This window comes from Janthinobacterium goodfellowi, assembly GCF_051380695.1.
Taxonomy (GTDB): Bacteria; Pseudomonadota; Gammaproteobacteria; order Burkholderiales; family Burkholderiaceae_D; genus Janthinobacterium.
The window spans coordinates 187,564-208,276 of record NZ_JBNYXN010000001.1; the positions used below are offsets into that span (position 1 = coordinate 187,564).

Sequence of the window (20,713 nt, forward strand, 5' to 3'; positions counted from 1 at the left end):
CGTATGACTATATCGGATTTAGGTCTGCAAAAGTAACTTCCAAGTAACTATTTTGGCCACAGGGAATGCTGTGGCCGCCTCTCAGTTCTCGCCCTGGAACTGGCCGGCGCGATAGGTCAGCACGAGCGTGTCGCGGTGGCCGTGTTCGCCGATGGGCTGGATCGGCGTCGATTCATGGATCACGGCGGCATCGTCGAGCAGCAGCAGCGACCACGGCTCGGTCAGGGTAAAGCGCTTGCCGTTGGGACCCTCCGCTTCGAAGATGCGCGTCTCGCCGCCCTTGATCTGCTCGCGCCCGATCAGCAGCACGGCGACGAAATCGACGCCGTCGCGGTGCGCGCCTTCCGGCGTCGGGCGGCCGATGCCATCGGTCGTATCGATGCGGAACTGGTGCGCCTCGATGAACCACGGCTGGCGCCCCTTGACCTGCGAGCAGGCGTCGCCCAGCGCGCGGATCAGCTGCTGCCAGGCCGCTTGCGCGACGATAGCCGCTTCGACGGGTTCGAACAGGCGGTGCATGCCGCCGTGCAGGGCGTTGTATTCCACCGGCTGCCAGTGCGGACGGTGCGCCGTCTGCGTCAGGCGCTCGCCATCCTGCACGAAGCACGAGTGGCGCCGGCGGCGATAGCGGCCGCCATCCTTCAGGTAATTGTCCAGCGCCAGGGTGTTCCAGCTGGGTTCCAGCGCGCGCAGCGCGGCCAGCGGGCAGCCGGCCAGCGCGGCCACGTCCTGCGGGCGCAGGACGGCATAGCCGTCGTCGCGCAAGGCTTCCTTGAGGCGGGACGGTTCGGTAAAGATCGGTGCGGAAGTGCTCATGGCGGTGCCGGCCGGAACGCGGCCTGTATCAGTTTATCCAGCCTGGCATTCTACGACTTCGTGGCGTTTCCTGTGCAGTACGACAGGAATTATTCTTGTTTACTTAAAAATTCTTTACCAGGGTCAGGCGCAGCGAGCGCGATTCCACCGGATGGAAGTGGATATCGTCCACGGGCTGCGCCTCGCCGGGCAGGCGCGAGGCATAGTAGTAGTCGATGGCCGAGTCGCGCCGGTTGGCCAGGTTGTAGCCTTCCAGTTCCATGCGCCAGGTCTTGTCGATCCGGTAGGCGATGCGCCCGTTCAAGCCCACGCTGGCGGCGGAGCGTACGCTGTTGTCTTCCACCAGGGGGCGCGGACCGAAGTAGCGCAGGCGCAAGGAGCCCGACCAGGGCCCCGGCGGCGTCACCGTCATGGCCAGCTGGGCCACGCCTTCGATGGCGCCGGGGATGAAGTCGCCCGCCGGGTCGCTGCCGCGCGAGCGCGCCCGCGCATACGCGAGATCCAGGTCCAGCGACAGCCATCTGGCCGGCTTGTAGTAGCTGGAAATTTCGATGCCGTAGCGGCGGCTGGGGCGGCCCGCCTCCGTGGCGCCCGCGTCGCCGATGAACAGCAGCTCGGAATCGAAGTCCAGGCGGTACAGCGACAGCGAGGTTTGCAGGCCGGCGATGGCGGCGCTGCGCAAGCCCAGTTCCAGGCCGCGCGAGCGCACCAGGGGCGTGACCTTGCCGGCTGCTTCGTCCGTCTTCGGATCGACCGTGATGGTCGTACCGCGCGCGTCGTTGCTGTGAAAACCGTTGCCGATGTTGACATACGCTTCCGTGTCGCGCCACGGCCCCGCGATCACGCTCAGGCTGGGGCTGAACAAATGGTCGCTGGCCGTGCCCGAATTGGCGGCGCGGTCGCTGCGCACGTCGAAGCGGTAGGCGTCGGCGCGCAGGCCGGCCACGGTGCGCAGCGATCGCGACCAGCGCATGCTGTTTTCGCCATACACGCCGATGCTCGTTTCGACGATATGGTCTTGCCGCGTGGTCGACAGGACCTGGCGCTGGCGCGTGTTGTACAAGCCATTGTGGATATTGTCGTTCTGTAGCTGCAGGCCGATGGTGGTGTCGCTGCTGCCCCTGTCCGTGTGCCGGTGCCAGGTGTGGCTGGCATCGAGGCCGGCCGTCACGCGCCGGTCGGGCTGGGCGAACTGGTCGCCGTTGACCGGGTCGTCCATCGCATACGTAAAATTCGAGAACAGGGCCAGGCGGTTGGCGATCACGTACGCGCTGACCCTGGACGACACGTCGTCCGTCGTCTGGCGCCAGGCGCCCGACAGGCTGTAGCGCTGCGCCTTGCCGCCGTCGCTGGCATCGACGGCGTCGAAGCGGCCCAGGGTGCTGTCGCGCACGGCGCGCAGCGGAATCTGGTCGGTGGCGTTCCAGCTGGCGTCGTACGCCATGGCCGTAACGTTGAAGCCGTTGTTGGCATAGCCTTCGCTGTAGCGCAGCACGCCATTGCGCTTGCGGTAGCGGTCCGGCTGCGTGAACGGGCCATTGTTCTGCTGCGCTTCGAGCGCGTACAGCAGGCTGCCGTCGCCCGCATCGATGGAGTCGGCCAGCAGGGCGCGGCGAAAGCCGTTTTGCCCGATGCCCGCGCTGGCGATGCCTTGCGTCAGGCGGTTCGCGTAGACGACGGACGCCGCGCCCGCCGAGGAAAAATCGCCTTGCGCCGCCGAATACGGTCCCTTCTTGTAATCGAGGCGCATGGCCAGTTCGGGGATCAAAAAGTTCAGGTCCGTCCAGCCTTGTCCGTGGCCATGGCTGCGCTGGTTGACGGGCATCTCGTCGACGGTGGTGCGCAAGTCCGTGCCGTGATCGAGGTTGAAGCCGCGCAGGTAGAACTGGTTGGCCTTGCCCTCGCCGCTATGCTGGCTGACGATCAGCCCCGGCACGGCTTCGAGCAATTCGCCGGGCCGGTAGCTGGTGCGCGCGTCGAGCTGCTGTTGCGTGACGCTGCCCGCATTGGCCGAATCGGCCACGCCCAGCTGGTTCAGGCGCGAACCGTCGACCAGCACGCGCTGGAAGATGTCGTCGGCGTGGGCCGCAGGTGAAAACAGGGCGGCGAGGAGGAAGGGAAGGGAGCGTGGCGTCATGGGGGATAGGTGTGCCGGGGCTTAGCGGATCGGCAATTCCGTGTTCTGGCGGTCGAAGATCAGCGTCTGGATGTTGCCGCTGTCCTGCACGTTGAGGGTATTGCGCTGGCTGGGCAGGAAGTCGGTCAGCAACTGGTTATGGATGCGCGTGGCGGGCGCCAGGCGCGTGCGCTCGATTTCCTGGAAGATCACCACGTTGTCCGCGTTGACCTTCATGCCGACCCAGTTCAGGCGCAGGCGCTTGCCGTCGGCGCCGACGATATAAAACTGCTTGTCCACGTAGCGGCGCAGCGCCGCTTCGCTGTCTTCCTGGCCCAGGTCGAACTGGCGCTGGTACAGATTCGTCAGCAGCGCCTCGACGTCGTGGCCCGTGTAGGTGTGCACCACTTCCGTGCTGCCGCTGGCCGCGTTGTAGCTGATGTCGGCGATACCCATGTGGAAGTTATGCGCGCCGGCCGCCATGCTGGCGCTGGCCAGCACGCTGGCCGCGAGGAGGCGCCAGCGCATCACGCCTCGTCGCCCTTGTCCGCGCCGCCGTTCTTGCCTTTCAACGGCGTATGAAAATCGCGCATCAGGTTATCCTTCGGCGATTTTTCGCTCTTGAACAGCTCCAGGCGCGATGGCGTGATCTTGCGCGGCCAGCTATTGTTGCTGGTGTCGATATCGGCCGTTTCCCAGTACGGGTCCTGCACCAGGCCCACCATCGGCTCGTCCGTGATGACGACCTTGGTGATCTTCTTCGGCGAATAGCGCCATACTTCGGCCGGCACGCGCTCGACGTACTTCTTGCCGCTTTTCAGTTCGATCTCGAGTATCAACGGCATGACCATGCCGCCCAGGTTCGACAGGTCGACCAGGTACAGGTGCTTGCCCTGTTTCAGCAAGTCCTTTTCCCACGGTTCCAGCGCGGCCAGCGCTTCGGCATAGGCGTTGCGGTCCTTGTTGGTGACCGTGAAATCGTCGTGCTGGTTGTAGAAATCCTTCAGCTCAGGGTGCGCGTCGACGCGGCGCGGCATGCCCTTGTTGGCGCGGCTCGTCACCGATTCCGGCTGGGCGTCCTTTTGCGCCTTTTTCCAGGCTTTTTCCGTTGCCGGATCTTTCGAGCTCACGCCGTATTCGCTGATGCCGTCGATGCTGATGTCGACCGGGTCGGTCGTATAGAACCAGCCGCGCCAGAACCAGTCGAGGTCCGTGCCGGAGGCGTCTTCCATGGTGCGGAAGAAGTCAGCGGGCGTGGGGCGCTTGAATTTCCAGCGCTGCGCATACTCCTTGAAGGCGTAGTCGAACAGCTCGCGCCCGAGGATGGTCTCGCGCAGGATGTTCAGGCCCGCCGCCGGCTTGGCATAGGCGTTGTTCCCGAACTGCAGCAGGGATTCGGAATTGGTCATGATGGGGACCTGGTCGCGGCTACGCATGTAGTCGACGATCTCGCGCGGTTCGCCGCGCGAGGCCGGATAGTTTTCTTCCCACGCCTGCTGCGCCAGGTATTGCACGAAGGTGTTGAGGCCTTCGTCCATCCACGTCCATTGGCGCTCGTCCGAGTTGATGATCATCGGGTAGTAATTGTGGCCCACCTCGTGGATGATCACGCCGATCAAGCCATACTTGGTGCGCTTCGAATACGTCAGCTCGCCCGTCTTCTTGTCCTTCACGGGACGCGGGCCGTTGAACGAGATCATCGGATACTCCATGCCGCCCACGGGGCCGTTGACGGAGATGGCCGTCGGGTATGGATAGTCGATGCTGTACTTGTTGTACTGTTCGATCGTGTGCACGATGGCTTGCGTGCTGTATTTTTCCCACAGCGGATTGCCTTCTTTCGGATAGTAGGACATGGCCATCACGTCGCTGCCGCCCTTCTTGTAGCCCTGTGCATCCCAGATGAACTTGCGGCTCGAGGCCCAGGCGAAGTCGCGCACGTTGGCCGCCTTGAAGTGCCACGTCTTTTGCGCGCGGCTGACGGATTTTTCGGCCGCTTCCGCTTCCTTCTGCGTGACGATGACGACGGGCTTGTCGCTGCCGCGGGCCTGGTCCAGGCGCTCGCGCTGCGCGCTTGACAGCACCTCCTGCGGATTTTGCAGAGCGCCCGTGGCGGCGACGATATGGTCGGCCGGAACCGTCAGTTGCACGTCGTAGTCGCCGAACTCCAGCGTGAATTCGCCCGAGCCCAGGAACTGCTTGTGCTGCCAGCCGGCCGCGTCGTAATAGGCCGCCATGCGGGGGAACCACTGCGCCACTTCGAACAGGGCGTTCTTGTCATCGAAAACCTCATAGCCGGCGCGCCCGCCCAGCACCTTCTGTTCGTTGATGCGGTAATCCCAGTCGATCTGGAAGGCGAAGTCCTGGCCCGGTTTCAAGGGCTGCGGCAGGTCGATGCGCATCATGGTGCGGTTGATGACGTATTTCAGCGGCTGGCCATCGGCGCCCGTCAAACGGCGGATATTGAAGCCGCCCTGGAAGTCGCCGCGCGCCAGGATGCCGCGCAAGCCTTCGAACTTCATCGTGTCTTCGCCCGCCGTCTTGGCCCAGGCCTGGCGCGAGGGCGCCGTGGTCATGCGGCGCGCGTCGGAGTCGGGCTTGTAGATATTCTGGTCCAGCTGCACCCACAGGTAGCCGAGGGTGTCGGGCGACTGGTTATGGTAGGTGATGGTACCGCTGCCGGCGATCTCGCGTTTGGCTTCGTCCAGGGTGGCGCGGATCGTGTAGTCGGCGCGCTGCTGCCAGTAGGCGTGGCCCGGCGCGCCGGAGGCGGTGCGGTAGGTATTCGGGGTGGGCAGCACTTCTTCGAGCTGGCGGAACTTGTCGTCGAATGGTTCGGCAGCGAAGGCCGACACGGTAAAGCACAGAGCCAACGTGGCTACGGAGCCGAAAGGTATGCGCATGGTCACCCTGATGTTGTTGTAAGGAAATAGTGGCAACTATTCTATACGCAGGGTGGCGTCAGTCTTGTATCGATTTGTAATAAAGAAAGGCGGATTTCGCACCAGCTTTTGCCTGGCCCCGTCCGGGCGATGCTTTACCTGATTTTGCTCGGAAAAGCGGCGCCTTTACTCACTTTTCATCAGGCTGTCGCGCAACTGGTTCAGTTGTTGTTTCATGTCCACAACCTGCTCCACGCTGCAGTGGCTGGCCGTCAGGATGGCTTCGGGCAGCAGGGCCGCTTCATGGCGCAGCTGGTCGCCTTGCTGCGTGAGGGAAATGATGACCTGGCGCTCGTCGCTGGCGGCGCGCGTGCGCGTCAGCAGGCCCGATTGCTCCATGCGCTTGAGCAAGGGCGTCAGGGTGGCCGAGTCCAGGAACAGGCGCTCGCCCACTTCCGACACCGTCAGGCCGTCGCGCTCCCACAACACCATCATCACCAGGTATTGCGAATAGGTCAGGCCCAGCTTGCGCAGGAGCTTGCGGTACAGCTTGTTCATGGCAAGCGAGGTCGAGTACAGCGCAAAGCACAGCTGGCCGTCCAGGCGCGGCACCTGGTGCAAGGGGTTGGGGGCGGTGGTGGTATCCATGGGGACAGTATATATAGTGCGCTACTTAGTTGCAAGCGACCTCAATGCCGCCAATGCCTGCGCGTCGAGCCTGAGCGCGCCGGCGGCGACATTCTCGCGCAGATGCGCCATGGACGAGGTGCCGGGAATGACCAGCATATTCGGCGCGCGCTGCAGCAGCCAGGCCAGCGCCACCTGCATCGGCGTGGCCTGCATGGCGGCCGCCACCTGGTTCAAGGTATCGGACTGCAGCGGCGAAAAACCGCCCAGGGGGAAGAAGGGCACATAGGCGATGCCTTGCGCGGCCAGGGTATCGATCAGCGCATCGTCCGCGCGGTGCGCCAGGTTATAGTGGTTTTGCACGCAGACGATGGGGCTGAGGCGCTGCGCCTCGGCTACCTGGCCTGCATCGACATTGGACAGGCCGATATGGCGCACCAGGCCTTCCCGCTGCAGCTGCACCAGTGTGGCCAGCGGCTCGGCAAGCGACGAGCCGTCCGGGCCGGCCACGCCCGGCGCGCGCAGGTTGACCACATCGAGCACGTCGAGGCTCAGGTTGCGCAGGTTGTCGTGCACGGCGTCGCGCAGCTGCTGCGGCGATGCGGCCGGCAGCCAGGATTGGTCGGCGCCGCGCACGAAGCCGATCTTGGTGACGATGGTCAAGCCGTCGCGATACGGATGCAGCGCTTCGCGGATGATCTGGTTGGTGATGTGGGGGCCGTAAAAGTCCGACGTGTCGATATGGTTGATGCCCAGTTCAATGGCGTCGCGCAGCACGGCGACGGCGGCGGCGCGGTCCTTCGGCGGACCCCAGACGTGCGGGCCGGCCAGTTGCATGGCGCCGTAGCCGATGCGGTTGAATGCGATGTCGCAATGGGCGGGCGTGAACTGGTCGCGGGCGGGGCAATACGTGTGCATGGAAGCTCCTGTGTGGTGGTGGGGACGGGAGCAGCCATCGTAATGGCCAATGCGCTGTATGATAATCGGGTCAATCCGGTACGCCCTGTACTCAATTACGCACAGTGAAAGCTCCCCTCATGCATGCAGACAACCCTTCCATGGCCGACCTGTCCGCCTTTGCCCTGGTGGCCCAGCATCGGGGTTTTCGCCAGGCCGCGCGCGCCAGCGGACAGTCGGCGTCGGCGCTGAGCGAGGCGCTGCGGCGGCTGGAGCAGCAACTGGGCATCCGCCTGCTGGAACGCACCACGCGCAGCGTGACGCCGACGGCAGCCGGCGCGCTGCTGCTGACGCGTTTGCGTCCGGCGCTCGAGGAAGTGAGCGGCGCGCTCGACGTGCTGAACGACTTGCGCGACAGCCCGCGCGGCACCTTGCGCCTGAACGTGCCGGTCAACGCGGCGCGCTTCTTTTTGCAGCCCATGGTCGACCAGTTCCTGCGCGCCTATCCGCAGATCAGGGTCGAGCTGGTGGTCGATAATAATTTTGTCGATGTCGTCGCCAGTGGCTGCGACGCCGGCATCCGCTATGGCGAGCGGCTGGAGCAGGACATGATCGCCATCCCGATCGGCCCGCGCACGCAGCGCTTCGCGGTGGCGGGTGCGCCGTCCTACCTGGCGCAGCGGGGCGTGCCCGTGCATCCGCGCGACCTGCTGCAGCACGCCTGCCTGCTGGGAAAATTCCTCAGTGGCGCGATTCCGCCGTGGGAGTTCGAGCGCGACGGACAAAAAGTGAGCGTGGAGCCGGACGGCCCCGTGATCGTCACGCCGACGGCGGCCGACTTCGCGGTCAGCATGGCCATCGCCGGCCATGGGCTGGTGTATCTGTTTGAAGAGTGGCTGCAGCCGTATGTCGATGCGGGCCAGCTGCAGCCCGTGCTGGAAGACTGGGCGATGCCCTTTCCCGGCCCGTTTTTATACTATGCGGGCCGGCGCCACCTGCCAGCCCCGCTGCGCGCCTTCATCGATTTCGTGCAGGCCAATTTTGCGCAGTTTCCGCCGCTTCCTCAATCCGCCGGATAGCGCTGGCGTAAAAGCTGCAGCATGGCCACGTTCTGTTCCCATGCGTCGCTCACGGGCTGCTGCGTGTATGGCAGCGTTTGCGTGTATGGCGCGGGGCCGAATTCCGGCGTGAACGTCATGCGTTCGGCGCCGGCCGCGCGGCGCAGGGCGACGATGGCATCCCACCAGGCCAGGTGGGCGTCGAGCGCCGGCTTGGCTTCCGGTGCGCGGAAGTCGGCCACTTGCGGGCCCTGCGCATGGCCCACGCGCGCATGCACGTGGTGCACCAGCGGCAGTATTTGCGCCAGTGTGTGCGGCTGGTCTTCCAGCAGCGATTCGCAGGCGCAGCACCAGTGCGACAGGTCGGCCGTCAGGGGCAAATCCGGATACTGCTGCAGATACGGCAGCAGCAGCATCGGGTGGCCGGAAAATCGGCTGCGGTGGAGTTCGTGCACGATGGGCACGCCGTGCCTGGCCGAGATGGCGGCGGCCAGGTCGATCAATGCCGCGTTCTGCGCCTGGGTATAGTAATCCTTGCCCGTGTGGGTGTTGACCAGCACGGGGCGCGCCAGGCAGGCGTTTTCCAGCAGTTCCGCCAGGGCGGCGTGGTGCAGTTCGAAGTCGCTGTGGAACACGGTTTCCCATTGCGCGGCGATCAGCTGCAGGCCCGCCTTGGCGATGCGGTCCGTCCACTCCTCGCGCAGGGCCGCGTCCAGCGGCAGCGACATCTCGATGCCGTCGAAGCCGGCCGCCGCGACCCTGTCGATGAAGACGTCGGGCGGCAGGTCGTTATTGCCCCAGTGGGCGGCGAAGACCTCGATGCGCATCAGATGAAGCCCCGCACGGGGAACGCCGCGTCGCGCTGTATCCAGTTGTGCGCGGCGTACTCGGTCTGGCCATCGGTCGCGTGCAAGGTGTAGGCGTGGCGCGAGACGGGCGAGCGGTTCGGCGCGCTGTAGTGGGGAAGCAAGCCGTGGAAGCACACGAGGGCGCCGGCCTTCACTTCCAACGGCACGGCCGTGCTGTCGTCGGGCCACGGCATGGCATCGAGCTTTTCCACTCTTACCTGGTCGCCGTTGCGGATGAAGCGCTCGCGCAGGGGCCCGCGGTGGCCGCCCGGTTCGGCCCACAGGCAGCCGTTGTCCAGGGTCGCGTCTTCCAGCGCGAACCAGAACGTGGTCACGCTGACCGGCGTGGTCTCGAAATACGTGGCGTCCTGGTGCCAGCGCACTTCGCCGCCGATGCCGGGCTGCTTGAAGATGTACATCGATTGCCACACCTGCGCATCCGCCAGGCCCAGGTCGCGCGCCACTTCGGCCAGTTTCGGGTCGGCCGAAAAAGCGCGGAAGACGGGATCCAGGTCGTGCATGGCGTGGCCGATCTTGTTGATCGACAGCGATTTCGCCTGCTTCAGCTGGCCGTCCGGGCCGAAAGCCTCTTCCTCGAAGAAGCAGCGGATGGTGTTGTCCGACGCCAGGAAATAATCGTTGGTGTTCTTCGCCTGGTCGCGCGTGGTGAAGATGGATTGACTCTGGCTGGGATCGAATTCGTTGACAATCTGTTCGGCGCGCGCGCGCAGGGCGGCGATTTCGTCCGCTCCCTTGAAATCGGGCAGGATGATGTAGCCGTCGCGTTGGTATTGTTCTTGTTGTTCAGTTGTCAGCATGGCGGCGGCTCCGTAGGTCAATGGAAAGCGCCATTGTAGGATGGGGGCAGTGCGCAAACAATCGCCCGGCGGTTGACAGATTGTCGCGAAAACGCAGACAATCTTTGACATGGATCAACTAAAAGCGATGGAAATCTTTGTCGAGGTGGCGCGCCAGCGCAGCTTTACGGTGGCCGGCCAGCGCCTGGGTTTGACGCGCGCCATGGTCAGCAAGACCATCATGCAGCTGGAAGAACGCCTCAACGCGCGCCTGCTGCACCGCTCCACGCGCGAAGTGAGCTTGACGGACGCGGGCCGCGCCTATCTGGCGCCGTGCATGGCCACCGTCGTCCAGGCGCAGGAAGCGGCGCGCATGGTGGCGCACGTGGCGCAGACGGGCGCCGGGCTGGCCGGGCCGCTGCGCATTCAGGCGCCATCGAGTTTCGGCAGCGCGTGGCTGGCCGATGCCGTCGCCCGTTTCAGTTTGCTGCACCCGCAGGTGCGGGCCGAGCTGTTTGTCGACGATGCGCTGCTCGACCCGATACGCCACGGTTTTGACCTGACCATCCGCGTGGGCGGCATCCCGGACAGCAGCGCGCTGGCCATGCGGCCGCTGGCGCCGTGCCGCGCGGTGCTGTGCGCCAGTCCCGCCTATCTGGCGCAATGGGGCGTGCCGCAGACGCCGCAAGATTTATTGAAGCATCAGTGCCTGCATTTCAGCCACCTGACCGATGGCACGAACTGGCATTTCCTGCGTGGAGCAGGGGAGCAGCGCGAGGAGGTGAGCGTGCGCGTGCAGGCGGGGTTTACGGCGAATAATGGGCTGGTGCTGCACCAGGCGGCGCAGCGGGGATTGGGCATCGTCTACAGCACCACGTTTCTCGCCTGGCGCAATCTGCTCGATGGCAGCCTGCTGCCCGTGCTGTCCGGCTGGGAGCTGCCGCTGAATCACTTGAGCGCCCTGTATCCGGCCAGCCGCCAGCCGTCGCCCAAGGTGCGCGCGCTGATCGATTTCCTGGTGGCCGAATATCAGCCCGTGCCGCCGTGGGACCGCGAGCTGGCAGCGGCCGGATTTTTCAATTAAAGATCAATTGAACGCGACGGGTTCCACCGTCCACGCGCCATCGGCGTAGACTCTTTCGTCGTCGAGATAAACGGCTTCGGTGACAGCGAAGATGTCGACGTGGTAGCGCGCATCCTTGCGCTTGAATTGCGGTTTTGCATACACGCCGTGCTTGGCGCCCAGCGACAGATGGATGCCGCACATGCGTTCATAGGTGCCGATGTCGTTGACCAGCTGCTCGCGCGAAAAGGCGCGGTTCATGCCGAAGCCCAGTTCGCGCACCCACACTTCGCCTTCGTGCGCGCGGATGATCTCGAGCATGGCGGTAAATTCCGGCGTGGCGTGCTCCGTGCCCGTGACTCTGCCCTTGTCGATGATCAGGGTGATCGGCGTGTCGGGGCGGTTGACCATGAAGTGCGTATCGCCGAAGACGAAGATGCGCACGCGCCCGTTCACCGCTTCCAGGTCCTGCGCTTCGGTAAACACTTCGCCCAGCGGGAACTGGCCGCCGATATTGTTCATGCCGCTGTAGTCGCCGATATTGAGCTTGGCCGATTCGAACGGGGAAGCAAACACCAGCTGTTCGCCGCCGCTGTCGACCATGCCGTGGCGCGCACGGTCTATGCGCGCCTTCAGTGCATGGCCGACGCCGCGGTAGTAGGCGGGATCGTAGGCCAGCGAGGCGATGTAGTGCAGCCCCTGCACGCCAGGCATGCGCGACAGATGCACGTGCTCGATCACCTTCAGGCCCCGCTTGAACAGCTCGATGCGGATGCGGAACGCTTCGAGGCGGAAGCTGGTCGACTGGATCAGCACGACGAGGCTGCCGGCCGGCAGGTCGGCAAACGCGGCCAGCACGGCGTCGGGCGTGACCTCGTCGAAATCGATGAAGGTGGCGTCCGGCAAGGCCTGGCGATACGCTTCCGTCAGCACCACGTTGAGCCAGCTGCGCTTGTCGCAGACGATCAGGGCCGGTTCGTCGGGGCGGTGGCAGATGGCCATGGCCAGCAGGTCGGCCACGTTTTGCGCGGCCACTTCGGTGGCGGCGGCGCTGATGGCGTCGAGCCGGCTGGTGTCATTCTCGGGAAGCGTCATGGTGCAAAGGTGGGGGGCGTGAAGTAATCGCAGCATTATAAGGCGATTGCTGCTGGGCACACTATTCCCCATCCGGCGGAGGAGAGGCGGTTGCCGCGTCCCTGATTATCTTGTGTAGTGCTTTAGGGCAATGTATTATTTGAAAAATGGTATGAAACGATATGGCAGGGTATGGCAGCGAGCCTGGACGCACGGTGGTACGCTTCCAGTGAAGCAGGGACAACAAGCCAACAGGCGAAGACTAAGAGTGTGATGTGATGAGCATAATCGGACAAGATATTCCCATGGAGCGGCCGGATACGGATGGCCGTGCTGCCGTGTTCGTTCCCGTCACGGGCGTCAAGGAAGATGTCCTGTTGACCATACGCAAAGGTGCGGCCATCGTCGGTTTTGCCAACCACGACCGCACCATCACCGTGTATTTTGAAAGCAACCGCTTTGACGATCCCGCGCTGGCCAAGTGGGAGCACAAGGCGCGCAAGGCCTACGACCGCCTGGTCGACAATGCGCCCACCGTGTCGAAGCTGACCACCAGCCCCGCCAATTTCGAGCAGATCGGCTATATCAATGGCAAGGGCATCACCCTCCGCCGCATGGAAAGCCTGCAGCGCTGGCTTGCGTATTCGGATGCGATGGATACGTGCCCGGCAACGGATATCATTCCGCGCACGGTTATTGCCAAGGCCGACGCTGTCAAGGTGTAAGAGCGGCTGATAAAACGCCCAAGGCGTTGTTGCCTGCCTCTCGCCGTACTGACGTACTGTCTTCGAGGCGGCGCCTAGCCCTGAGCATTTTCTCAGCCGCTCTTGGCGCGCTTACGAATGGCTGTACGAAAGGCCACAGTTTGTAGCCTTTCCCTCGGTCCTGGCGTACTGTCTTCGGGGCGGCGCTTGGCCCTGCGCGTTTTTTCCGGCCGTTTTCGATTTTCCCCCTCACACCACGATGATATTCGCCTGCGCCTTGAGCGGGCAGGGCAGGGTGTCGTCGAAGGTGATCTCGATGGCGCTGGCGACGAACATGCCGCCGATGTGCTGGGCCGCGATTTCCGGCGGCGTGCCCGGCTTGGTCAGGTTGACGTCTTGCGCGAAGACAAACACGCGCCAGGTGCCATAGACTTCCTGGTCGAATTGCAGCAGGGTGCGGTATGCCCGCTTCAGGTCCAGGCTGGCCGCGTACACGCCGTCGTTGGCCCCCGGATCGAAACCGAGGCCGTCGTCCGTCAATGATTCCACGAAGAACAGACCCTGTGGCGCCTGGAACAGCACGAAGGCATACAGCTCCGTGCCGCGGAAGACATTGCCATTGTCGCGCCTGAAACTGGCGCGCAGCCACAGCGGTTCGAACGCCTGCACCACGGGCGGGCTGTCCGTTTCCACGGGGCCGGCCACGTGCACGTTGACTTGCGTTTCGCTGACGGCGTGCTGGTAGCTGGCGCCCGTGGTGAAACGGTCGTACTGCCAGCTGATGTCGGCCGTGTAGGGCAGGCCCGCGTTCGGCGCTTCGGGCAAGACCCACTTTGCCACCACGCGTTCGGCCAGGGTCAACTCGCCGGCGGCCGGTGGTGTTGCTTCCTGGCCACGCCAGAATGGATCGGCCACGTCGGAGCAGGCGGCGACGATGGCGCCCGAGGCGATGGCCGAGGCCACCCCGGCCACCGTGAATTCCGGCTTGCCCGAGGCCGCGCCCTTGGGCGTGCAGCAGTGCACGCTGGGATCCGTTTCCTCGACGGTGCCGCCCACGCTGAAGCTGGCCTTGCCGGCGCCGAGCGCGGCGGCAATGATGGCCACCAGCGCGGCGATGATGGCGATGATAATGGCCAGTATCTTCCACCAGGGATCGGAAAACGGCAGTTCGCCATGCGTGCCCGCGTAGGCGGGATTCGGTGTCCAGACGAGGGTCATGCCGGTCGGCACGATCGGCCCGAAGCCGGGCGGGCAGCGGCAGTCTTTATTGTCGCCGCCCGTGCTGCCCCAGCGCTTGCCCGGCAGGTGGCCCTGCGGCTTGGACAGTTCCAGCGTGCCTTCCTCGACCGTGCAGTTATAGGTATTGGTGCTGCTGTCAAAGCGCGTCTGCGACACGAAGATCTGCTGGATCGAGCGGCGCGGCGTGTAGCCGTCGGCCTTGGCGACAAAGCTGACGAGTCTCTTGCCGGGCGTGGCGTGCTGGAAGTCGGCATCCCACATGACCAGCATGGCCGCGCCGGCGGGTACGCTGGCGAAGAAGAAAGTGCGCGCCACCGGCGCGATGCCCGGGTCGCCCACGCTTTCCAGGTACACCGTGACGTTCGTCAGCGGGCTGCCGGACATGTTCGTGACGTGGGCCGCGATGCGCAAGCCGTAAATGGCATTGTCGAAGATGCCGTCCGGCAGCATGATATTGGTGACGGGCTCGATCGCGAATGGCCGCGTCAACACCTGCATGGGCGTGTCGCTCATGGTGCTTGCTCCTCTTGGCTGTCCTGACCGGCATGGTGATGACCGTCCTGCTCAACGACCAGGTAAGTGATGCCGCCCATCACCTTGCCGTCCTGCGTTTCCAGCACGCGCAGCAGCGCGTACTCGCCTTTGGGCAGCGTCGCGGGGTGCAGGTTCAGGTACACGGGCACGGCCTGGCCGCGCGGCACGTTCAGTTCCAGTTTCTGCTCGTCCGGCGCCGTCCCGTTGCAATGGGGCGTCAGCGCCAGGCCCGCCTTCACCAGTCCCGCCTTGGCCGGACGCAGCTTGCCCAGGCCCAGGGTGGCCAGCAGGCGCTCCGGCAGCTCGCCGCCATATTCGAGGTGCAGCGCCACTGTTCTGGCCTGGCGCGGCAGGGCCGCCACCCTGATGGCCAGCAGTTGCGCGCGCCTTGCCGCCAGCACCACGGTGACATTGCGCTGGGCGATCTGGTCGTGCTGCGTGGGCTGGAAGAGGAAGCCGTTCGGCAGGGGATCGGGCAGCGGGTTGATGTCGCCAGCGCCGTGCGCCACAGCCAGCAGACATTCGTGGCCGCCATTGACGATGACGGGGATCCACGGCACCAGGCACAGCACTTCCTGCGTGGCGCCGGGCGGCAAGTCGGCAAACGCGGAACCGATCTGCGTGGCGGCGCCGACGGCGATCTGGCCGGAAGGATCGGCCCAGTAAAAGTCCACGCGCACGCCGTTCGAGGCGCTGTTGCCCGTGTTGTGCACGCGCCCCCACAGGTAATTGCTGGTGCCGGCAATGGGCGCACCGGGCGGGCCATTCGGATCATTGCCGGGCACGACCCAGATATCGGCGCTGTCCCACCACCAGGGCTGGCCGTCTTCGATGATCAGGTGGGCTGGCATGGCAATCTCCTTGTCCGTGGCCTGTGCTTGTAGCTTAGGCCGCGCGGGTGGAACGGGGATTGATCGGTGTCAAGCCTGCGGATGACTGCGCGGGCGCGCCGTGGCGGCGCCTGCGTGGGGTAATATTGCGGCAGAACGCAGCAGAGTAAATCCAGGAAAAGGTAGGAACGTGTCTGAAAAAGTGAATGAAGTATGCATCAACGCCGCCTGCGGCCGGACCTTGCCGCTGCGCGTGGTGCATTGCCCGTTTTGCGGCGCGCGCCAGGTGGCGCAAGCGCCTGTTTTGACGAAGGTGGCCACGCCGGTCCCGGTGGCGCCTCCCGTGCCGCCGCCGACGCCCGTCGCCCCGCCGATTTCCACGCCGCAACCCGCGCCGCAGCCAGTTTCCGCTCCCCAGCCGGCCCCGCCACCGGCGGCCGCGCCGGCCAAGGCGCCGCCCGCCAAGCCTGCCGGCAGGGGCTCGGTGCCGCCGCCGCGCCCGCCCGTGCGCTTGCGCACGTGGATCGCGGCGGCCGTGGTGCTGACCGGTATCTGGTTTTATAACAAGCCGGCCGACAAGCCGGCCAGCGTGGCGGAACAGGTCGAGGCCGCCACCGCATTGGCGGCGCAGTGCGACCTGGACGGGGCGCGCAGCGCGCTGGCCGTGCTGAAAAGCGCCAAGGCGCCCGCCGCGCAGATCAAACGCTTGCAGGCAAGCATCACCAAGTCCGCAGCCGCGTGCGACAGGCAACAGCAGCGGGCGCAGGCGTGGACGGCGCTGCAAGGCAGCGTCCAGCAGGCGCTCGATGCGGGCAAGCCGGAGCTGGCCACCACGCGCCTGGCCGCCTATGTGAAGCGCTGGGGCGACGATCCCGACACGCTGGAACTCGACGCCAAAGTGAAAGTGGCGCAAGCCAGCGCCCAGCTCGACCTGGCCGACGCCTGCCTGGCCAAGGGGGACCGGGTCTGCCTGGAAAACAGCCTGATCGCCGCCGAGCGCTACAAGCGGCCGGAACTGGCGGCGCGCACGCAGGCGCTGCGCACGGCCTTGTCGCAATTGCTCGAACGCTCGCTGCTCGATGCAGCCCCGGGCCAGTAGCGCCAACAACTAAAATGCCCGCCGCGGCCAGGCCGGGCGGGCGCAGCTACTCAGCCTTACTCTTGCGGCACCAGCGCCAGCGCCGCGCTGAAGTCGCCCATCGGCTTGCCGCCATTGGCCACCAGCGCCTTGTCGCGCGTGCTCAAGCCGTCGAGCACGGGCAGGCCGAAGCGGTGTGTGATGGCGCGCAGGATGGAGGCAGAATCGTATTGCGTATGGTCAACTAGTCCCTTTTTCACGTACGGCGAGACGAGGATGGCCGGCACGCGCGTGCCCGGACCCCAGCGGTCGCCCTTCGGCGGCGCGGCGTGATCATAAAAGCCGCCGTTTTCATCGTAGGTGACGATGACCAGCATGTTTTTCCATTGCGGACTTTTCTTCAGCTGGGCGATGACGCTGGCGATGTGCGCGTCGCCGTCGGCCACGCTGGCGTAGCCCGCATGCTGGTTCAAATTGCCCTGCGGCTTGTAGAAAGCCACGGGCGGCAGCTTGCCGGCGCTCGCGTCGGCCAGGAACTGGCTGTCGAAGTCGCGCAGGTGGGCGGCGCGGTAGGCGGGCGCCTTTACGGGGTCCATGTTGGCAAAGTAGTTGAATGGCTGGTGGTGGAACTGGAAGTTCGGCGGATTCTGGAAGCTGTTGCCGCGCGCGCTGGCCGTGGCCAGGGCCGTCGTATCCTTCCAGGCACCCGCATACCAGGCCCAGTCGATATTTTTGCCTGAGAGCAAGTCGCCGATATTCGTCTGCGTTTGCGGCGGCAGCGTATTGGCCTTGCCCGTGTCCGCATACAGCTTGCTGCTGTCGGCCGATGCTGGGGCGTTGCTGCTGGGCTGGAACGGCGGCTGCATGGTGTTGACGGCGTAGAACATGCCCGTGCTGTCGGCCGGCGTCAGCGCGCCGTCGTTGGCGTAGGCGGGCGCGCCGTTCAGGACCGTGGTCGGTGCCGTGGCGGACGGCGTCAGGCGCACGAAGTTGCCGTTGGCGTCGACGTCGATCTTCGCGATCGAGCCCTTGGCCACCGAGGTGTCGGCGTTCGGATACGTGGGCGCGCAGGCGCAGATCAGGTACTGGTGCGTGAGGAAGGAGCCGCCGAAGGCGCCGATGAACAGGTTGTCGGCCAGCGCATATTGTTTGGCGATGTCCCACAGCTGCATCTTGCTGCCGTCGTAATAGCCCATCGACAGGCTGCCCGCATCGGAATAGGCCGCGAACCTGTCGTTGGCGCCGCCGTTGATCTGCATCTGGTTGTTGTAGAAGCGGTGTACCAAGTCGCGCGTGATCACCGATTGCGGCAGGTACAGGGGGCTGCTCGCGTCGTCGATCTGGAACGGCTTGTTCGGCAGGTTGGCCGATTGCGCCTGCGTGATGACGGTGCTCTGGCCGGCCGCCGTCATGCCGCCCCAGGTGGGCGGCAGCACGGGCAGGGTGCTGCCGTCATAGTCTTTCTGCGGCACATAGGCCGAAGTCGACGTGGGATTGACGCCCGGCACGCCGTTCGCGCCCGGGAACAGGCCGTACAAGTTGTCGAAGCCGCGGTTTTCCGCGTAGATGACGACGATGGTCTGGATATTGTTCAGCGCCAGCGCGCCGTTCAGGGCGGCCAGCGCGTCGGCCGGTGCCGCCTGCGCGCTGGCGCTGGCGATCAGGGCCGTCACGCTGGCGTTTTCCGCCTTCAGTTTCGCCAGCTCGTCGCCGCTGGCCTTGTTGAAGTCGGACGCCAGGCCCGCTTCGGACACGCCCAGGCGCGCGGCCAGCTTGCTGCTGGCGGCCGCAAAGTCGCCGCCATTGCCGTCCATGACTTGCGCCAGTTCCGTCGACAGGGCGCTGACGAAGGCGCCGTGCCCGGCGGGCGCGCGCAGCAGCAGTTTTTGCGTCACCTTGCTGCCCGCGTCGCCGATGGCTTCATGGCGGATGGCGTCCGTGCCGACGGTCACCAGCACGGCGCCCTGGCCGTCGAGCGTGTAGCTGCCGTCGGCGGCCGTGCGCACGGGAGTCGAAGCGCTGTCGCAGGTCAGCTTGGCCTTGGCGCTTTCCAGGCACACCTGGGCGTTTTCATAGTAGCTGCCGATCACCTGGCCCGTGGTGCTGGGCGTGATCGCATAATTGCTGCCGCAGGCGGCCAGGCCCAGCGACAGCAAGATTGGTAGGGGACGTAAGACAGGGCGAGCGTGCGGTTTCATTGTTCATGCCTTCTGGGTGGAAAACGTCGCATGCTAGGCAGGCAATATGTCAGCTGCGTGACATGTCAGCGCCTGTTACATGACGTAATGTACGGACTTGATACATTACGTTTCGCAGGGTCTTGTCACGCAGCGGTCACATGCCGTTGCTACGCTGCCAGCCCATGATGAAACCGATGCCCTCCCTGCTGCTTGCCTGTGTAGCCGCCGGCCTGCTGGCCGCCTGCCATCCGGCAGCGCAAAAAGAAGCCGCAGCCAAGCCCGCCTATCTGGCGGGCGCCTACGCGCCCACCCTGCCGCGCCAGCCTTCCGTGGCCCAGATGACGGCCATGGGCCGCGCCATGTTTTTCGAGCCCAGCCTGTCCGTGTCGGGGAAGATGTCGTGCGCCAGCTGCCACAGTCCCGAACACGCGTACGGTCCGCCGAACGCGCTGGCGGTGCAGCTGGGCGGCCCGGAGCTGAAGGATGCGGGCACGCGCGCGGCGCCCTCGCTGCGCTACCTGCAGACCGCACCGGCCTTTACCGAGCACTATCACGACGACGATGGCGACGACAGCGTCGATGCGGGCCCCACGGGCGGGCGCAACTGGGATGGCCGTGCCCAGTCCGGCCATGAGCAGGCGCTGGCGCCGTTGCTCTCCAAACGCGAGATGGGCAACCGCGACGCGGCGGCCGTCGTCGCCAAATTGCGGGCCGGCCCCCTGGCGGCGCAGTTCCGTCAGACGTATGGCGCCGATATCTTCGAGCAGCCGGGCCAGGCGCTGCGCTGGGCGCTGATGTCGCTGGAAGTGTTTCAGGAAAGCCCGTTGGATTTCTATCCGTACACGAGCAAATACGACGCCGTCTTGCGCAAGCAGGCCGTTTTGAGTCCGCAGGAAGCGCGCGGCCTGGCCCTGTTCAACGATGAGCGCAAGGGCAATTGCGCCTCCTGCCACATCAGCCAGGTGAGCGCCGGCGGCGCCTTTCCCCAATTTACCGATTACGGCTTGATCAATATCGGCGTGCCGCGCAATGGCAAGCTGCCGGCCAACGCGGACCCGGCCTTTTTCGACATGGGATTGTGCGGCCCGGACCGCACCGACTTGATGGAGCACAAGGAGTATTGCGGCAGCTTCAAGACGCCGTCCCTGCGCAACGTGGCCCTGCGCAAGGTGTTCTTCCACAACGGCAGCTTTACCAGCCTGGAGCAGGTGCTGCGTTTTTACGTGCAGCGCGATACGGCGCCGCAAAAATGGTATCCGGCAGATCAAAACGGCAAGGTGCGCAAATACAACGATTTGCCGCCGGGCCTGGAGGCGAACGTCAACGTGGAAGCACCGTTCGACCGCCAGCCGGGCCAGGCGCCGGCCCTGAACGAAGCGGAGATCGCCGACGTGATCGTTTTCCTGCACACCTTGACGGACGGCTATCGGCCCGCCCCCGCCGCACATTGAGCAAGACAATGAAAAGATATCAAGATACCATTGCTTACAAATACGCCGCTTAAGCGTGTTTTTATGTGCGTTAGCGCACGCTAGAAAATTTTAGGCAGGTGTATATTGCGAACTGATCTGTGTCTTTTGATAACAATGAAAGGGAATATCATGAAAGTAAGCAAAAATTGGATGACCGTGTGCGCCGCTGGCATGATGGTTGTGGCACTGGCTGCCTGCCAGAAGAAGAGCGATGTCGCCGCCGGTCCTGCTGAACAAGCGGGCCAGAAGATCGATGCGGCTGCTGCCAAGGCTGAAGCCGACATCAAGGCCGCTGCCAACAAAGCCGACGCTGCCGTGAGCCAGGCTGCCTCCGATACGAGCGCCAAGATGGACCAGGTCGCCGCTGACGCCGACAAGAAAATGAGCGAAGCGGCCGATGCCGTCGGCAAGAAAGTGGAAAAAGCCGGCGAAAAGATGCAGGACGCCGCGCACAAGTAATACCCGCGCCAGGGCCGGCCGCTGCCGGTCCGGTCCCCG

Annotated in this window: 18 protein-coding genes; 6 read left to right on the forward strand and 12 right to left on the reverse strand. The window is 64.9% G+C overall.

Translation table 11 applies throughout. The annotated features are described in order from the left end of the window. Positions 1-81 precede the first annotated feature (81 nt). From ACQ4WQ_RS00850 to ACQ4WQ_RS00875, 6 genes are all read right to left on the reverse strand, one after another. Positions 82-816 (reverse strand): 2OG-Fe dioxygenase family protein, encoded by a 735-nt coding sequence (locus ACQ4WQ_RS00850; RefSeq protein WP_436494044.1) that lies wholly within the window; start codon positions 814-816, stop codon positions 82-84. Positions 817-919: 103 nt separating this feature from the next. After that, positions 920-2,953, reverse strand: a complete 2,034-nt coding sequence (locus ACQ4WQ_RS00855; RefSeq protein ID WP_436494046.1) for a TonB-dependent receptor — start codon at positions 2,951-2,953, stop codon at positions 920-922. A gap of 21 nt (positions 2,954-2,974) precedes the next feature. Further along, positions 2,975-3,460 carry a DUF6702 family protein gene (locus ACQ4WQ_RS00860; RefSeq protein ID WP_436494048.1) on the reverse strand — a complete coding sequence of 162 codons (486 nt, stop codon included), beginning with the start codon at positions 3,458-3,460 and terminating at the stop codon, positions 2,975-2,977. Continuing rightward, positions 3,460-5,835: a M1 family metallopeptidase gene (locus ACQ4WQ_RS00865; protein ID WP_436494050.1), complete on the reverse strand. Its 2,376-nt coding sequence runs from the start codon at positions 5,833-5,835 to the stop codon at positions 3,460-3,462. The genes ACQ4WQ_RS00860 and ACQ4WQ_RS00865 overlap by 1 nt, the downstream gene beginning before the upstream one ends. A 165-nt stretch (positions 5,836-6,000) precedes the next feature. Continuing rightward, positions 6,001-6,462 carry a MarR family winged helix-turn-helix transcriptional regulator gene (locus ACQ4WQ_RS00870; RefSeq protein WP_035821698.1) on the reverse strand — a complete coding sequence of 154 codons (462 nt, stop codon included), beginning with the start codon at positions 6,460-6,462 and terminating at the stop codon, positions 6,001-6,003. Between the two features lie 21 nt (positions 6,463-6,483). Continuing rightward, positions 6,484-7,359, reverse strand: coding sequence for an aldo/keto reductase family oxidoreductase (locus tag ACQ4WQ_RS00875; protein WP_436494052.1), 876 nt, complete (start codon positions 7,357-7,359; stop codon positions 6,484-6,486). Positions 7,360-7,478: 119 nt separating this feature from the next. On the opposite strand from ACQ4WQ_RS00875, the gene ACQ4WQ_RS00880 reads away from it, so the two are divergent. Beyond that, positions 7,479-8,417 (forward strand): LysR family transcriptional regulator, encoded by a 939-nt coding sequence (locus ACQ4WQ_RS00880; RefSeq protein ID WP_436494054.1) that lies wholly within the window; start codon positions 7,479-7,481, stop codon positions 8,415-8,417. Here ACQ4WQ_RS00880 and ACQ4WQ_RS00885 read toward each other — a convergent pair. After that, entirely contained in the window at positions 8,402-9,223 is an 822-nt protein-coding gene (locus ACQ4WQ_RS00885; protein WP_436494056.1) for a sugar phosphate isomerase/epimerase family protein, read from the reverse strand. The genes ACQ4WQ_RS00880 and ACQ4WQ_RS00885 overlap by 16 nt on opposite strands. Then, entirely contained in the window at positions 9,223-10,062 is an 840-nt protein-coding gene (locus tag ACQ4WQ_RS00890; protein ID WP_326458987.1) for a phytanoyl-CoA dioxygenase family protein, read from the reverse strand. Before ACQ4WQ_RS00890 ends, ACQ4WQ_RS00885 begins: the two co-directional genes overlap by 1 nt. A gap of 109 nt (positions 10,063-10,171) precedes the next feature. Between ACQ4WQ_RS00890 and ACQ4WQ_RS00895 the strand changes: the two genes are divergently transcribed. Continuing rightward, the gene (locus ACQ4WQ_RS00895) at positions 10,172-11,125 is read left to right on the forward strand and encodes a LysR family transcriptional regulator (RefSeq protein ID WP_436494059.1); all 954 of its coding nucleotides are present in this window, start codon (positions 10,172-10,174) and stop codon (positions 11,123-11,125) included. Between the two features lie 3 nt (positions 11,126-11,128). Here the strand turns inward: ACQ4WQ_RS00895 and ACQ4WQ_RS00900 are convergent, their stop codons facing one another. Continuing rightward, the gene (locus tag ACQ4WQ_RS00900) at positions 11,129-12,199 is read right to left on the reverse strand and encodes a M29 family metallopeptidase (RefSeq protein ID WP_436494061.1); all 1,071 of its coding nucleotides are present in this window, start codon (positions 12,197-12,199) and stop codon (positions 11,129-11,131) included. A 284-nt stretch (positions 12,200-12,483) separates the two neighbouring features. Between ACQ4WQ_RS00900 and ACQ4WQ_RS00905 the strand changes: the two genes are divergently transcribed. Further along, the gene (locus ACQ4WQ_RS00905; protein WP_414654797.1) at positions 12,484-12,903 is read left to right on the forward strand and encodes a hypothetical protein; all 420 of its coding nucleotides are present in this window, start codon (positions 12,484-12,486) and stop codon (positions 12,901-12,903) included. A gap of 228 nt (positions 12,904-13,131) precedes the next feature. Here ACQ4WQ_RS00905 and ACQ4WQ_RS00910 read toward each other — a convergent pair whose 3' ends face one another. Further along, on the reverse strand, positions 13,132-14,634 hold the full coding sequence (locus ACQ4WQ_RS00910; protein ID WP_436494063.1) for a choice-of-anchor X domain-containing protein: 1,503 nt from the start codon (positions 14,632-14,634) through the stop codon (positions 13,132-13,134). Then, on the reverse strand, positions 14,631-15,506 hold the full coding sequence (locus ACQ4WQ_RS00915; RefSeq protein ID WP_326458983.1) for a hypothetical protein: 876 nt from the start codon (positions 15,504-15,506) through the stop codon (positions 14,631-14,633). The genes ACQ4WQ_RS00910 and ACQ4WQ_RS00915 overlap by 4 nt, the downstream gene beginning before the upstream one ends. A gap of 169 nt (positions 15,507-15,675) precedes the next feature. Here ACQ4WQ_RS00915 and ACQ4WQ_RS00920 point away from each other — a divergent pair, with 169 nt between their 5' ends. Next, positions 15,676-16,584, forward strand: coding sequence for a hypothetical protein (locus tag ACQ4WQ_RS00920; RefSeq protein ID WP_436494065.1), 909 nt, complete (start codon positions 15,676-15,678; stop codon positions 16,582-16,584). Between the two features lie 56 nt (positions 16,585-16,640). On the opposite strand, the gene acpA is transcribed toward ACQ4WQ_RS00920, so the two are convergent. After that, entirely contained in the window at positions 16,641-18,761 is a 2,121-nt protein-coding gene (gene acpA, locus ACQ4WQ_RS00925; RefSeq protein ID WP_436494067.1) for an acid phosphatase, read from the reverse strand. Positions 18,762-18,928: 167 nt separating this feature from the next. Here acpA and ACQ4WQ_RS00930 point away from each other — a divergent pair, with 167 nt between their 5' ends. Together ACQ4WQ_RS00930 and ACQ4WQ_RS00935 are read left to right on the forward strand one after the other, a co-directional pair. Then, complete coding sequence (locus tag ACQ4WQ_RS00930; RefSeq protein WP_436495928.1) at positions 18,929-20,194, forward strand: cytochrome-c peroxidase; 1,266 nt, start codon at positions 18,929-18,931, stop codon at positions 20,192-20,194. Between the two features lie 150 nt (positions 20,195-20,344). After that, a complete protein-coding gene (locus tag ACQ4WQ_RS00935) occupies positions 20,345-20,674 on the forward strand; it encodes a hypothetical protein (protein WP_326458980.1) in 330 nt (109 codons plus the stop codon). Positions 20,675-20,713 lie beyond the last annotated feature (39 nt).

Bases quoted from the DNA above. Each gene is read 5' to 3' on its own strand.
- ACQ4WQ_RS00850 (WP_436494044.1), bottom strand. From the start codon at position 816: ATGAGCACTTCCGCACCGATCTTTACCGAACCGTCCCGCCTCAAGGAA.
- ACQ4WQ_RS00930 (WP_436495928.1), top strand. From the start codon at position 18,929: ATGAAACCGATGCCCTCCCTGCTGCTTGCCTGTGTAGCCGCCGGCCTG.
- ACQ4WQ_RS00855 (WP_436494046.1), bottom strand. From the start codon at position 2,953: ATGACGCCACGCTCCCTTCCCTTCCTCCTCGCCGCCCTGTTTTCACCT.
- ACQ4WQ_RS00915 (WP_326458983.1), bottom strand. From the start codon at position 15,506: ATGCCAGCCCACCTGATCATCGAAGACGGCCAGCCCTGGTGGTGGGAC.
- ACQ4WQ_RS00910 (WP_436494063.1), bottom strand. From the start codon at position 14,634: ATGAGCGACACGCCCATGCAGGTGTTGACGCGGCCATTCGCGATCGAG.
- ACQ4WQ_RS00860 (WP_436494048.1), bottom strand. From the start codon at position 3,460: ATGCGCTGGCGCCTCCTCGCGGCCAGCGTGCTGGCCAGCGCCAGCATG.
- ACQ4WQ_RS00880 (WP_436494054.1), top strand. From the start codon at position 7,479: ATGCATGCAGACAACCCTTCCATGGCCGACCTGTCCGCCTTTGCCCTG.
- ACQ4WQ_RS00900 (WP_436494061.1), bottom strand. From the start codon at position 12,199: ATGACGCTTCCCGAGAATGACACCAGCCGGCTCGACGCCATCAGCGCC.
- ACQ4WQ_RS00890 (WP_326458987.1), bottom strand. From the start codon at position 10,062: ATGCTGACAACTGAACAACAAGAACAATACCAACGCGACGGCTACATC.
- ACQ4WQ_RS00895 (WP_436494059.1), top strand. From the start codon at position 10,172: ATGGATCAACTAAAAGCGATGGAAATCTTTGTCGAGGTGGCGCGCCAG.
- ACQ4WQ_RS00865 (WP_436494050.1), bottom strand. From the start codon at position 5,835: ATGCGCATACCTTTCGGCTCCGTAGCCACGTTGGCTCTGTGCTTTACC.
- ACQ4WQ_RS00870 (WP_035821698.1), bottom strand. From the start codon at position 6,462: ATGGATACCACCACCGCCCCCAACCCCTTGCACCAGGTGCCGCGCCTG.
- ACQ4WQ_RS00885 (WP_436494056.1), bottom strand. From the start codon at position 9,223: ATGCGCATCGAGGTCTTCGCCGCCCACTGGGGCAATAACGACCTGCCG.
- acpA (WP_436494067.1), bottom strand. From the start codon at position 18,761: ATGAAACCGCACGCTCGCCCTGTCTTACGTCCCCTACCAATCTTGCTG.
- ACQ4WQ_RS00875 (WP_436494052.1), bottom strand. From the start codon at position 7,359: ATGCACACGTATTGCCCCGCCCGCGACCAGTTCACGCCCGCCCATTGC.
- ACQ4WQ_RS00935 (WP_326458980.1), top strand. From the start codon at position 20,345: ATGAAAGTAAGCAAAAATTGGATGACCGTGTGCGCCGCTGGCATGATG.
- ACQ4WQ_RS00905 (WP_414654797.1), top strand. From the start codon at position 12,484: ATGGAGCGGCCGGATACGGATGGCCGTGCTGCCGTGTTCGTTCCCGTC.